Below are 13,699 nucleotides of genomic sequence, written 5' to 3'. Positions count from 1 at the left end.
AATGAGAATTACAAATAAAGTTTTATCAAGAAACTTTCTAGGTAATTTAAAAGTAAATCTTGAAGAAATGCAAAAGTACCAAAACCAACTTTCATCTGGTCATGAAGTTCAAAGACCTTCTGATGATCCATTTAGAGTAGCGCGTACAATGGAACTTAAGTCCTCTATCGCAGCAAACGAAAGATATAAAAAAAATATAGAAGAAGGAATTGGTTGGCTTGATACAGTAGATGCAGCTTTATCTCAAATAAGTGAAGTTATGCAAATTGTAAGGGAGAAAACCATTGCTGGAGGGAATGGGGCATATTCAGAAACTGAACGTTATGCTATTGCAAAACATTTAGAACAGTTAAATGAACAAATAATGCAAATAGGAAACACATCATATGATGGAAGATATATATTTGGTGGAGATAAAACAACTGAGCCACCGTTTATAAAAGATAATAATAAAATAAAGTACAATGGCTCCGACAATGGTTTAATAAAAGAAATGTCATTTGGTGTTACCATGGATATAGGTATAAAAGGGAAAGATTTTGAAAATATATTTTCAATCATAGATAATATTGTAAACAGATTAAACAACAACGAATCTTCTGCAGATGAGTTAAAAAATTTAGATAGTGCATTTGATAATCTCTTAAGAATACGTGCAGAGGTTGGTGCAAAACAAAAAAGGTTAGAGGATATGCTTCAAAAAAATGAACAGGAAACCTTTAATATGACACAACTACTTGCAAAAACTTATGATATAGATGTGGCACAAAAAGTAATGGAATACAAAGTGATGGAGAGTATTTATCAAGCCTCACTTCAAACAGGTGCAAAAATACTACAACCAAGTTTATTAGACTTTTTAAGGTAGGAGATAGATATGCAAATTTCAACTAAATTTTTTGGAGATATTATAATTCAAGAAGAAAATATTATATACTTCAACGAAGGTATACCTGGATTAGATGAATATAAAAGGTTTGTTATACTTGACATAGAAGATACTAATTTAAAATGTCTGCAGAGTATTGATGAAAGAGAAATAGCATTTTTAATTATAAATCCTTGGGATTATTTCAAAGATTATGAGATAGAACTAACAGATGAGGAAGTTAATTATTTAGGAATAAAAGATTACAAAGATGTTATTGTTTATAACGTAGTTACAGTAAGAAAAGATAAAATTACAGTCAACCTACTAGCACCAATAGTTATTAATATTAATAATATGAATGCAAAACAAATAATTTTAAATGAAAAGAAATATAACATAAGGCAGGAGATACCATGCTTATTTTAACAAGAAAACAGGGTGAAAAAATAAAGATTGGAGAAAATATTGAAATTACAATACTAGATATATCCCAAGGTAATATAAAAATAGGAATAGAAGCACCAAAAAATATAAAAGTTATTAGATCAGAATTACTAGATGAGGTAAAGAATCAAAATATAATTTCTATTGAGAATATAGAGATGCTTATAGGTAAAATTAAAAAGGGGGGATAATATGCCAAGTACCCTAAGAATTACAGGACTTGCAACTGGTTTAGACGTAGATAATATGGTTAAACAGCTTATGCAGGCTGAAAAAACAAAAGTTAATAAGGTAAAACAAGACAGACAAATAATACAATGGAGACAAGATTTATATAGAGAAATAATAAACGATTTAAATACATTTAAGAGAACATACTTTGATATTTTAAGCCCTGAAAAGTATATATTATCTTCAAATAGTCTATCACCTTATAGTGTAAATATGTCATCAGCTACATCAGCTGTAAAAATTGCAGCTACGTCAAATGCAAGAGTAGGTCAATACGAGATAAAAGATATAACTTTAGCACAGACAGCTAAGGCACAATCTAAAGATATAGATAATATTAACAGTACAGTAAATTCTAATGGATCTTTCACAATTGAATACAATAATGGTAGCACTATCACAATAAATTATAATGAAAATACAACATATAAAGATATTATTAACACAATTAATGCTGAATCTAAGGGACAATTAAAAGCATATTATAGTGAAATTACAAAGAAAATTACTATTGAAACTGTAAAAACAGGATATGATGCAAATATAAAAATAACTGGAGAAAGTAATATATTAGGTATTAATAATGGATATGAAAACAATGGAGTAGATGCTAGTTTTTATATTAAAGTTCCTGGAGCTCAAGATTATACTTCAGTAACAAAATCAAACAACACTTTTACAATAGATGGATTAACATTTACATTAAATGAATCAGTAACTGACACTATTAAATTTTCAATAGGAGTAGATTCAAAACCTGTCACAGATAAAATAAAAGAATTTGTAGAAAAGTATAATGAACTAATTGATAAAATCAATAAAAAACTTTCCGAAAAAAGAGCTTACTCATATAAACCCCTAACAGATGATCAAAAAAAGGAAATGAAGGAAGATGAAATTAAGAAGTGGGAAGATAAAGCAAAAGAAGGGCTTCTAAAAGGTGACAGTATTTTACAAAATTTAGTTTATAACTTAAGGCAAGCTTTTTTTGAACCAGTTAAAGATGTAGGTATAACTTTACAAGAAATAGGCTTATCAACCTCTAGTGATTATACTCAAAAAGGAAAAATATTTATTGATGAATCAAAATTAAAAAATGCACTTGAAAATAGGCCTCAAGATGTGTTAAACCTGCTAACAAAATCTTCTTCAATATCATATGATCCAAATAAAACATATACAGCAAGAAGTGATAGAAATAGTGAGTTAGGTATTTTCCAAAGAATAAAGGATATCTTAGAGGATAATATAAGAACTACTAGAAATTCCTCAGGTAAAAAAGGTCTACTACTTGAAAAGGCGGGTTTAAAGGGTGACTATAGTGAATTTAATAATCTTTTATATAAAGAATTACAACAGAAAGACAGACTTATAGATGAACTTAATAAAAAATTATTTGACAAAGAAAATAAATATTATCAGCAATTTGCAAAACTTGAAAAGGCAATGCAAAAATATAATGATCAAGCTACATGGCTATCATCTCAGCTAGGAGCGATGTTTAAATGATAAATTTATATAACCTTTTAAACATTTATAAAGAACTATCTATAGATATAATTAATGCAATAAATAATGAAGATGTAGACCTATTAGATGAACTTTTAGATAAAAGACAACTAATTATAAATGAAATTGAAAACATCGAAGATAAAAGTCAAATTAAAAATATTATAAGTGAATTAAACATATTAAAAATTGATGAAAAAATAAACAATGCAATTATTGAATTAAAACAAAAAATAAAAGAAAACATTAAAAAGGTTAAAGAGCAAAGAAGTGTTAATAATAGATATAAAATTAATGAGCCTATAGATTCTGTTTATGTTCATATAAAATATTAAGTAAAAGGAGGTCGCACCTCCTTTTTTAAATGTAATTTTAATTTTAAATAATACTAAAGTTTGCAAATTGGAAAACGATAATATAAATAAATAATACTTCTGAGGGTGGGAATAAAAATGGAAAGCCTAAAAATTATAAATAATCAATTAAATCTAGAATTATACAGAACCAAAAATGTTGGTAATCCTGAATTAGAAATTAGTTTGCCCATTAAAAATAACCAACCAGAAAATTTAAATAAAAATCAACTCGTTGATGCAGTTGAAAAAGCTAATAAAATATTTAGTGAGAGTACACATCTTAAATTTGAAATACACGAAAAAACTAATGATGTAATTGTGAAAATAGTAAATGACGATACAGGTGAGGTAATAAAAGAAATACCACCAAAAAAAATACTAGATATGGTTGCTAAAATGTGTGAGTTAGCTGGGGTTATTGTTGATGAAAAAAGATAGGGGGAAGGCTATATGCCAATAAACCCAATAACATTAGATAAAATTGACTATCATACTATAAAGCAAATACAAACAAAAATAATAGATAGAATAGTACATGAAACAGCACAAGTTGAAATAAATAGAGATTATAATAAAAAGAATTTTAATTCTTCAAAACAGGAAAGGGCAATAGAGGAATTTGCTAAATACCTATTAAAATTCAACCTTAAATTAAACGCAGAAATTAAAAATAAAAAAATAAAAGTTAAAATTTTAAATGATAAAGGAAATGTTTTAATTGAAACATATGTAGATGATCTGGATTTTATTTTTAAAAATATACAATATGAAACTGGAAATTTGATTGATATAAGGGGGTAAAAGCATTGTATAGCTCATCAGCTTTAAATATATACCAACAAAACAGTGTAAATACAGCATCAAAAGAAAAACTATTATTAATGCTTTATGATGGTTTAGTAAAATTTATAAGACAAGCAATTACATCATTAGAGGAGAAAGATTTACAAAAAGCACATACAAACTTAATAAAGGCACAGAACATTATTTTAGAATTCATGTCTACACTTAATATGGAAGTTGGAGGAGAAATAGCAAAAAGCCTAATGGCACTCTATGATTATATGTACAGAAGATTAGTTGAAGCAAATATAAAAAAAGATGCAAAAATAGCAGAAGAAATACTTGGATTTGCAGAAGAATTAAAGGAGACTTTTGAAGAAGCATATAAAAGAATAAAGAAATAAAATATTGTAAAAAAATAGGTCCTATTGTAAAATAGGACCTATTTTTGTTGTAATTTTTACTTTTCAAATGAAAAAAAATATTATAAAATTAGTTTGTAGAATTTAATATGTTTTTTAATTTTATTTTATATTATTTTAAATTGATAAATTTATGTTTTTTTCTTTTTAAATTAACGTAAATTATGTTGACTAATGATGAATTATGTAATAAATTGTTATATATAAGAGTAAAAACTCAAAAAAGGAGTGTAAATATGGCAAATAGCATAGACAATATATCCTATATTCTAATAAAAAAATCTTTAGATGCATCTTCTGAAAGGGCAAGAGCGATCGCTCATAACATTTCAAACGTAAACACCCCAGGCTATAAAGCAAATAGAGTTATTTTCGAAGAAAAGGTCAAGGGTATATTAGAAAATAGCTCCATATTTTTAAAAACAACAAACAAAAATCACATAGGTGATAGTAACAATTTAAAAAATTTAACCCATACAATAAAAAAAGATAATTCTAAATCAATGCGACTTGACGGAAATAATGTAGATATAGATCTAGAAATGGCAAATTTGGCAGCAAACCAAATATTATATAATGCACTTATAAGTCAAGCAAATACTAGAATTGCAATGAGAAGAAGTGTAATAAATGCTAAATAAGGGGTGAAAATATGAATAACATTTTTAGCGGAATGAGAATAAGTGCTAGTGGTTTATCAGCAGAAAGAATTAGAATGGATATAATCTCCAATAATATAGCTAATATTGAAACTACAAGAACTGAAAATGGTGGTCCATATAAAAGAAAAATAGTTACATTCAAAGAAAATTTAAATTCTTCTATTAACAAACTAAACTCAAAATATAATGGCGTAAAAGTGGACAAGATAACAGAAGACAATTCACCGTTTAAAAAGGTATATAATCCATCTCATCCTGATGCAGATAAAGATGGATATGTAATGATGCCCAATGTAAATATTTTGAATGAAATGGTGGATTTAATAACTGCAACACGTGCTTTCGAAGCAAATGTAACAGCCTTTAATTCACAAAAACAAATGGCACTTAAGGCATTAGAGATTGGAAGGTAGGTGTTATAAATGCCAAATATTAATAACATCAATTTTTTGACTACTAACAATATTTCAAATACACAATTAATTGAAAAACAAAATAATATCGATTTTTCAAAGATAGTAAAAGAAAAAATTGATCAGTTAAATGAAAAACAAGTCGAGGCTGAGAATAAAACAATTGAACTTATAAAAGGTGACGCTAAAGATATACATGAAGTCATGCTTTCTGTAGAAGAAGCAAGGCTTTCATTAGAACTAGCAATTCAAATAAGAAATAAATTAGTAGAGGCTTTCCAAGAGCTAAATAGAATGCAGTTATAGTTATTATAAAGGAGTGCTTCAAAAATGAATAAACTACTTAATATTTTTAAAAGTGTAGGTGATAAATGGGGTAATTTATCAAAATCTAAAAAAGTATCTATCATTGTACTTTTAACAGGAATTATTCTTTCAAGTATAATTATAGGAATATATTTAAACAGAGTTGAATATGACGTTCTTTTTTCAAATTTAGAACCTCAAGATTCAGCTAAAATAATTGAAAAACTTAAAGAAGATAAAATTCAATATAAAATAGATGGGAATTCAATATTAGTACCTAAAGATAAAGTAGAAGAAATAAGACTATCTATTTTTTCAGATACTAACTTGCCATCTTCTATAAAAGGTTTTGAATTATTTGACAACAACAAGTTTGGTGTTACGGATACTGAAGCCAAAATAATGTATCAAAGAGCCTTGGAGGGAGAACTTGCAAGAACAATACAAGGTTTTGAAGAGATTGAAAAAGCTAGAGTACATTTAGTTCTCCCAGAAGAATCAGTATTTACAAGAGATGAAGAAAAGGCTAGAGCATCAGTTACAATTAAATTGAAAGGAAATACTAAATTAACACAAGAACAAGTAAAAGCAATTATATCTTTAGTATCATCAAGCGTTAAAAATCTTCCAAAAGAAAACGTAGAAGTGGTAGACAATAATATGAATTTATTAAGTGAAAATATATTCGAATCAGAACAAAATGGAATTTTAACATCAAACAAACAACATGAGTTCAAAAAACAATTTGAAATGGACCTTCAAAACGATGTAAAAAATATGCTTGAAAAAGTTTTTGGAAAAGATAAAGTCACAGTTAAAATTAATGCAGACCTTGATTTTGATTCAAGACAAATAACTACTTTAAAATATGATAAAGATTCCATAATAAGAAGCCAGCAAAAAATTAAAGAAACATCAAATGACACTAATTCTCAGGGAAGTGGATCAAGCCCAATTGATAATAATATGTCAAATACTATACAAGGTAATAATCAATCTTCAACATCAAGCAGAGAAGAAGAAATTACTAATTATGAAATAGGCCAAACAGAAGAAAAAATAATTAAAGCTCCTGGTGAAATAAAGAGGCTTTCGGTTTCAGTTGTTATAGACGGCAATTTAAATGAATTAGAAAAGCAATCAATTAAAAATATTGTTGTAGCAGCTACTGGTCTTTCAGAAGAAAGAGGAGATGTAATAAATATTGAATCCATTACCTTCAATGATGAATTTAAGAAAAAAATTCAAGCTGATCTTGAAGAAATGAAAAAGCAAGAAGAATTAATTAAAAAGAGAAAAATGTATATTATGATTGGAGAAGCAGTAGCAGGACTTATTGTATTATTTATTATCTATTTAGCACTAAGAAAGAAACGTAAAATTGAAGATCTACAAATTGAACAACAAAATAATATAGATGTTTTAATTGGTGATGTATTACAAAAACAGCCAATAGCCTATGAACCTGTTTTAGAAGATATGGAACAAAATATGAACCTAGAAAAAGAAATCAGAAACTACGCATCAACAAAGCCAGAGCAAGTTGTAGAGCTTATTAAAACATGGCTTGCTGAGGATGAGAGGTGATAATTATGGCAAGAGATAAGGATAGATTAACAGGTGTTCAGAAAGCTGCCATATTATTTATCACTTTAGGTCCTGATGCTTCAGCTCCAATATTAAAGAAATTGCCTGAAAATGATATACAAAAGATAACCTTTGAAATAGCTAATATGCAAAAAATAAAAAAAGAAATTAGGGAGGAAGTATTACAAGAATTTGTTAATCTTAATAAAGCTAAAGACTATATTTTAGAAGGTGGATTTGATTATGCAAAAAATCTTTTAAGTAAAGCCCTAGGTGCACAAAAAGCAATGGAGATAATAGAAAAGGTATCTGAAATAACTCAACAGTATAGACCTTTTTCAATTGCACGTAAAGCCGATGCGCAACAATTATTGAATGTAATTATAAATGAACATCCACAAACCATTGCATTAATTTTATGTTATCTTCAACCAGAAAAAGCTGCACAAATCTTATCAGGGCTTCCTGAAGACTTGCAATCAGATGTAGCTAAAAGAATCGCGACAATGAGTAATACTTCCCCTATTGTTATAGAAGAAGTTGAAGAAATATTGGAGAAAAAATTATCTAATGTTGTAAGATCAGATTTAGCAACAATAGGTGGCGTTCAAACACTTGTTGATATACTAAATAACGTCGATAGAACAACAGAAAAATCAATCTTAGAGGAACTTGATAGACATCAACCAGAACTTGCTGAAAAAATAAGAGATAGCATGTTTGTATTTGAAGATATAATTTCTCTTGATAACGCATCTATTCAAAGAATATTAAGAGAAGTTGACATGAAGGTACTAGCATTAGCTCTAAAGGGTTGTTCAGAAGAAGTAGCAAATATTATATATAGCAATATGTCAAAACGTGCTGCACAAACATTAAAAGAAGATCTAGAATTTATGGGTCCAGTTAGATTAGTTGATGTTGAAAAAGCTCAACAACAAATTGTATCAATTATTAGAAGATTAGATGAAGCTGGAGAAATTGTAATGTCAAGGGGTGGTGATGATGCAATTATCGTATAACGTTATAAAGCAAACTAATATAAATGATAAAATATTAGTTTCACCACCTACATTAGAAAAAATGTTTTTAAATATTACAAGGAATAACAATGAAATTAAAATTGAAGAAGTTGTTGAGCAAATAAAGCAACAGGCTAAAAATGAAGCGCAAAAAATAATAGACGAAGCAAATAAAAAAGCAAAAGAAATAATTAATCAAGCAAAAGAAAATGCAGAAAAAATTTATCAAGATGCAAATAGTAAAGGTTATAATGAAGGCTATAATAGAGGATACTCAGACGGTTATCAATCTGGAATTGATGCTTCAATAATTGACTCTAAAAATATTATCGATGAGGCAAATAATTATCTTTATACCATTCAAAAAGAATCTGAAGAATATATATCTAACTATCAAAATGATATTATTAGACTTGCACTAGAAATAGCAAAGGAAATTGTAAAATGTGAACTTACAATTAACAATGAAGCTGTTTTAAATTGTGCACAAAAACTATTATCAAAGTCTAAAAATAAAAAAAACATTATCTTAAAAACTTCAATAGGAGATTATAAGGTTTTAAAATCGAGACAGCATGATTTAGAACAGTTCATTGAATCTAATGCTACATTAACAATATTAGCCGATTCTTCACTTGATAGTGGTGACTTTATTCTTGAGACAAGCAGTGGCGTTATCGATGCAAAATTAGAAACACAAATAAAGCTGATAGCTCAAAAATTACTAAAGGAATGATGTCAATGATTAAAATTGACTATAACAATCTAATAAATAAATTTAAAGGTACAGATACATTTGAATATATAGGTAAAGTTAAAAAAGTAATTGGTTTAACAATAGAAGTTGAGGGAATTGATGCTTTCATAGGTGAGCTTTGTAAAATTAAGCTTTTAACTGGAAAACAAATAGATGCTGAAGTTGTTGGCTTTACTGACGATGGAGTTCTTTTAATGCCTCTTGGTGATATAACTGGAATCTCAACTGGTTCACTTGTTTATCCAACTGGAAACCAATTAACGGTTCCAGTTGGCAAAAACTTATTAGGTAAAATATTAGATGGGTTAGGCAGACCGTTAGATAATTCTAAAATAAATTTTGAAGCTGAATATAAATTAGATAATGATCCACCTAACCCCCTTTTAAGAAAAAGAATAGATACAATTCTTCCAACTGGAGTAAAAGCAATTGATGGATTTTTAACTTGTGGAAGAGGTCAAAGAATTGGTATCTTTGCTGGATCAGGTGTTGGAAAAAGTACCTTATTAGGAATGATAGCTAAATATAGTGATGCAGATGTCAATGTAATTGGTCTTATAGGCGAACGTGGAAGAGAAGTTAAAGAATTTATAGAAAAGGATTTAGGACCAGAAGGTCTAAAAAAATCTGTTATAGTTGTTGCAACTTCAGATCAACCTCCTCTTCTAAGATTAAAGGGTGCTTTTACAGCAACTGCAATAGCAGAGTACTTTAGAGATCAAGGACTAAATGTAATGTTGATGATGGATTCAGTTACTAGATTTGCAATGGCTCAAAGAGAAATAGGCCTTACTATAGGGGAACCCCCAACAACAAAAGGTTACACACCTTCTGTATTTGCAATGTTACCTAGACTATTAGAAAGATCTGGTAACTCTGATAAAGGGTCAATTACTGCATTTTACACTGTTTTAGTAGACGGTGATGATTTAAATGAACCAATTGCAGATGCCGTTAGGGGTATCTTAGATGGTCATATTGTTTTATCACGAAAATTGGCTGCAATGAACCATTTTCCTGCAATAGATATATTGTTAAGTATATCTAGATTGATGCCCCAAATTGCAACTGAAATACATTATAGAAAAGCTAGTGAGATAAGAGACTTAATAGCTGTTTATAAAGAAGCTGAAGATTTAATTAGTATCGGAGCTTATCAAAAAGGATCAAATCCTAAAATAGATAAATCAATTAATTTAATTGATAAAATAAATTCTTTTTTAAAGCAAAAAATCGATGAACATTACAATTTTGAAGAAATAACAAATCAATTAATGTCAATTGACTAGTAGGTGATTTAATGAATGGATTTAAGTTTAAACTTCAAAATGTATTAGACTATAAAATTCGTTGTGAAAACAATTTAAAAAAAGATTATAACAAATTAATGATAGAAATTAATAATAAAAAAAATGAAATAAAATCCCTTGAAGAAAAATTAAATAATTTAAAGTTACAGAAAAATGTGTTTACTACACATGTTGAATTTAAAAATTATATTAACTTTTTAGAATATTTAACAAATAAAATAGATCAAGAAAATAAGGTATTAAAACAGCTACAAAAAGAATTAGAGAAAATATCAAATGAATTATTGAAATTAAACAAAGATAAAAAAATAATCGAGAACTTAAAGGAGAAAGAATATAAATTGTTTTTAAATGAAGTAAACAGACTTGAACAATTGAAAATAGATGAATTCTCAATTATTAATTTTTACAGAACGAAGGGGGGGAATTCATGAAGATCGAAAATGTAATTAGCACGAATAAATTCATCTCTAGCAATAGTGAAAAAACTAAATTAGATAAAGGAGACTATTTTACACAAATATTTGATAGTTATATAAACGATAATTCAAATCAAGAAACTGAAATTGATTGTAACAACACAGAAATATATAACTTGATTAAAAATATATTAAGCTTGATAAACGAAAATAATGAACTAAATAACATACAAAATAACATTTTATCAACAATAAACAACAATGAGGGTTTAAAGGATTTCTTTATTAATTTAAATTCAGCAATTACCAATGCTGATTCATTATCTGTAATATTTGAAAATTTTAAACTCAATGATAATATTTCAAGTAATTTATCTGACAATCTTTATAAGTTTTTAAAACATATTAATGATTATATAAATATAAAACATAATGAAATTACAACTTCTTCATTTGATAACATACAAAGTTATGTTAAACAACAAATTAATGATCTAATTATGAAAGAAAAACTTTTTGAGTCAACATATCAATTAAATTATGCTAAAAATGAATTTTTAAACAATAACAAAGACAGTCTATTAAACTTAGATCAAATTACTGATATTTTTATAGAAACAAAAAATGAACCTAATCAATTAAATAATTTAAATTATAATGCTTTAAATAAAATAACAGATACCTTTAATGAAACAAAATTTGAATCTAAACAATTCATAAATTCTAATAAAGATACTCTAAATCAGATAAAAAATATTTTAAACGAATTAAAAAACGACTTTAAAAGTGATTCTTCAGAGATTAACTTGCTAAATTCAGGTTATAACAAAAATGATTTTATCGTAAATAATCTCAAATATATTAATACACACGAAGTTACAATATCTAATCCAAGGGAAATATTAGATGTTATAGTTCAAAAAATAAATATATTAAAAAACGAAAACTTAACTGAAATGAAGTTGTTGTTAAAACCAAGGGAATTAGGTGAAATAAGTATTAATTTAAGATATAAAAATGGTGAACTTGAAGCAACTATAACAACTAACAATAAAAATATTACATCAATAATTAACAACAATATAGATTATTTAAAGGAAAAAATATCGGCTATAGACTATAAAATAGCATCAGTAAGTATTAACATTAACACTAATGATAAAGATAGTGAAAACAAAAATAAAAACCTTTATAGACCAACTAAAAAATCTAATAAACCTAAATTCGAATTAAATGAAGAAATGCTAATAAATAATATTTAAATCTAAGGTGATGGATATGGAAGTTAACAAAATATTAAATGCATTTAATTCAAATCAAAACAAACCAATAAAAAGAGAATTAGACAAAAATGCTTTTTTACAAATTCTAACGGTCCAATTATCTAATCAGGATCCATTAAATGCAAAAGATAATACAGAATACATTGCTCAAATGGCACAGTTTTCTGCTTTAGAACAGATGCAAAATTTAAATCTTTCTATTGAAAAATTACTTTCAACACAAAAGCTTAACTATGCGACAAATCTTATAGGTAAAGAAGTAGAACTTAAATATAATGATACAATAAAAAAAATTAAAGTAGATTCAGTTTATGTAGCAGGCAATGAAATCTATATTAAGTCAAAAGATGAAAAATATAGTGTTTCTAATGTTATAAGTGTTTTAAATACAAAGGAGGAATAATTTATGTTAAGATCCCTTTTTTCAGGAGTTAGTGGAATGAAATCCAACCAAATAAAAATGGATGTTATTGGTAATAACATCGCAAATGTTAACACAGTTGCCTTTAAAGGTGCAAGAGTTACATTTAAGGATATGCTCAATCAAACACTACAAGGCACTAGTGCTCCAAATGAAAACATAGGGGGTACAAATGCTAAACAAATTGGACTTGGAGTTGCAGTTGCAAGTATTGACACAAATATGTCTCAAGGAGCACTACAACCAACAGGAAGAGCAACAGATTTAGCTATTGAAGGTAATGGTTTTTTTATAGTAAGCAATGGAGTTGAAACAAAATTTACAAGAGATGGTTCTTTTACTCTTGATAAGAATGGTGCTTTAGTTACTTCAGAAGGTTTACATGTTAGAGGTGCACTTAATAAAAATATAGATATAAATAATAATCAAATTCCAAATCTTAATACCAACGAAATTGATCCAAGTACTATTGATGATTCAACAAAACTTAATGATCTACACGATATATATATACCATTAGAAGCTGAATTTGGTACTCCTTCAACCAAAGTTAAGTTAACAAGTTTTACAATTGAAAAAGACGGATTAATAAAAGCAATTTATGGTGATAATACTGTCGTAATTGGTAGAATAGCTTTAGCTACTTTCCAAAACCCAGTTGGATTACTTAAATTAGGTAGCAACCTGTATTCAGCATCTTCAAACTCAGGTGAACCTCAAATAGGTACAGCAAGTTCACCAGGTTTTGGTACTATACAACAGGGAATATTAGAAATGTCAAATGTAGACTTAGCAGAACAATTTACAGAAATGATTGTAACAAGCAGATCATTCCAAGCTAATTCAAGAACTATAACTACATCAGATGAACTTTTACAAGAACTTCTAAATTTAAAAAGATAA

19 protein-coding genes are annotated in these 13,699 nt (G+C 27.3%); all 19 read left to right on the top strand.

Features of this window, described 5'->3' with window-relative positions:
• The first annotated feature begins 1 nt into the window (after window position 1).
• The gene (gene flgL / locus TCEL_RS04905) at window positions 2–868 is read left to right on the top strand and encodes a flagellar hook-associated protein FlgL (RefSeq protein WP_018661736.1); all 867 of its coding nucleotides are present in this window, start codon (window positions 2–4) and stop codon (window positions 866–868) included.
• A gap of 9 nt (window positions 869–877) precedes the next feature.
• On the top strand, window positions 878–1,297 hold the full coding sequence (gene fliW / locus TCEL_RS04900) for a flagellar assembly protein FliW (RefSeq protein ID WP_018661735.1): 420 nt from the start codon (window positions 878–880) through the stop codon (window positions 1,295–1,297).
• Entirely contained in the window at window positions 1,285–1,506 is a 222-nt protein-coding gene (locus TCEL_RS04895) for a carbon storage regulator (protein WP_018661734.1), read from the top strand. The genes fliW and TCEL_RS04895 overlap by 13 nt, the downstream gene beginning before the upstream one ends.
• 1 nt (window position 1,507) lies before the next feature.
• Window positions 1,508–3,055, top strand: coding sequence for a flagellar filament capping protein FliD (gene fliD, locus TCEL_RS04890; protein WP_018661733.1), 1,548 nt, complete (start codon window positions 1,508–1,510; stop codon window positions 3,053–3,055).
• The gene (fliT, locus tag TCEL_RS04885) at window positions 3,052–3,390 is read left to right on the top strand and encodes a flagellar protein FliT (RefSeq protein ID WP_018661732.1); all 339 of its coding nucleotides are present in this window, start codon (window positions 3,052–3,054) and stop codon (window positions 3,388–3,390) included. The genes fliD and fliT overlap by 4 nt, the downstream gene beginning before the upstream one ends.
• Window positions 3,391–3,507: 117 nt before the next feature.
• The gene (locus tag TCEL_RS04880; RefSeq protein WP_018661731.1) at window positions 3,508–3,849 is read left to right on the top strand and encodes a flagellar protein FlaG; all 342 of its coding nucleotides are present in this window, start codon (window positions 3,508–3,510) and stop codon (window positions 3,847–3,849) included.
• A gap of 12 nt (window positions 3,850–3,861) precedes the next feature.
• Window positions 3,862–4,212, top strand: coding sequence for a hypothetical protein (locus TCEL_RS04875; protein ID WP_018661729.1), 351 nt, complete (start codon window positions 3,862–3,864; stop codon window positions 4,210–4,212).
• A gap of 5 nt (window positions 4,213–4,217) precedes the next feature.
• Window positions 4,218–4,598 carry a flagellar export chaperone FliS gene (gene fliS, locus TCEL_RS04870; protein ID WP_018661727.1) on the top strand — a complete coding sequence of 127 codons (381 nt, stop codon included), beginning with the start codon at window positions 4,218–4,220 and terminating at the stop codon, window positions 4,596–4,598.
• A 254-nt stretch (window positions 4,599–4,852) separates the two neighbouring features.
• Window positions 4,853–5,257, top strand: a complete 405-nt coding sequence (flgB, locus tag TCEL_RS04865; RefSeq protein ID WP_018661725.1) for a flagellar basal body rod protein FlgB — start codon at window positions 4,853–4,855, stop codon at window positions 5,255–5,257.
• Window positions 5,258–5,268: 11 nt separating this feature from the next.
• The gene (gene flgC, locus TCEL_RS04860; protein WP_018661723.1) at window positions 5,269–5,691 is read left to right on the top strand and encodes a flagellar basal body rod protein FlgC; all 423 of its coding nucleotides are present in this window, start codon (window positions 5,269–5,271) and stop codon (window positions 5,689–5,691) included.
• Window positions 5,692–5,700: 9 nt separating this feature from the next.
• Window positions 5,701–5,997: a flagellar hook-basal body complex protein FliE gene (gene fliE / locus TCEL_RS04855; RefSeq protein WP_018661721.1), complete on the top strand. Its 297-nt coding sequence runs from the start codon at window positions 5,701–5,703 to the stop codon at window positions 5,995–5,997.
• A gap of 24 nt (window positions 5,998–6,021) precedes the next feature.
• The gene (fliF, locus tag TCEL_RS04850) at window positions 6,022–7,584 is read left to right on the top strand and encodes a flagellar basal-body MS-ring/collar protein FliF (protein WP_018661719.1); all 1,563 of its coding nucleotides are present in this window, start codon (window positions 6,022–6,024) and stop codon (window positions 7,582–7,584) included.
• Between the two features lie 5 nt (window positions 7,585–7,589).
• Complete coding sequence (gene fliG, locus TCEL_RS04845) at window positions 7,590–8,606, top strand: flagellar motor switch protein FliG (protein WP_018661717.1); 1,017 nt, start codon at window positions 7,590–7,592, stop codon at window positions 8,604–8,606.
• Window positions 8,590–9,342, top strand: coding sequence for a FliH/SctL family protein (locus TCEL_RS04840; RefSeq protein WP_018661715.1), 753 nt, complete (start codon window positions 8,590–8,592; stop codon window positions 9,340–9,342). Before fliG ends, TCEL_RS04840 begins: the two co-directional genes overlap by 17 nt.
• Entirely contained in the window at window positions 9,342–10,652 is a 1,311-nt protein-coding gene (gene fliI, locus TCEL_RS04835; RefSeq protein WP_198010665.1) for a flagellar protein export ATPase FliI, read from the top strand. Before TCEL_RS04840 ends, fliI begins: the two co-directional genes overlap by 1 nt.
• Before the next feature lie 11 nt (window positions 10,653–10,663).
• Window positions 10,664–11,107 (top strand): flagellar export protein FliJ, encoded by a 444-nt coding sequence (gene fliJ, locus TCEL_RS04830; RefSeq protein WP_018661712.1) that lies wholly within the window; start codon window positions 10,664–10,666, stop codon window positions 11,105–11,107.
• Window positions 11,104–12,354 (top strand): flagellar hook-length control protein FliK, encoded by a 1,251-nt coding sequence (locus TCEL_RS04825; protein ID WP_018661710.1) that lies wholly within the window; start codon window positions 11,104–11,106, stop codon window positions 12,352–12,354. The genes fliJ and TCEL_RS04825 overlap by 4 nt, the downstream gene beginning before the upstream one ends.
• Before the next feature lie 16 nt (window positions 12,355–12,370).
• Window positions 12,371–12,778, top strand: a complete 408-nt coding sequence (locus tag TCEL_RS04820; RefSeq protein ID WP_018661708.1) for a flagellar hook capping FlgD N-terminal domain-containing protein — start codon at window positions 12,371–12,373, stop codon at window positions 12,776–12,778.
• A 3-nt stretch (window positions 12,779–12,781) separates the two neighbouring features.
• Complete coding sequence (locus tag TCEL_RS04815) at window positions 12,782–13,699, top strand: flagellar hook-basal body complex protein (RefSeq protein WP_018661705.1); 918 nt, start codon at window positions 12,782–12,784, stop codon at window positions 13,697–13,699.

This window comes from Thermobrachium celere DSM 8682 (assembly GCF_000430995.1).
GTDB classification, from domain to species: domain Bacteria; phylum Bacillota; class Clostridia; order Clostridiales; family Caloramatoraceae; genus Thermobrachium; species Thermobrachium celere.
The sequence above is the reverse complement of the archived record's forward strand: the minus strand, read 5'-3'. Positions and strand labels throughout refer to the sequence as shown.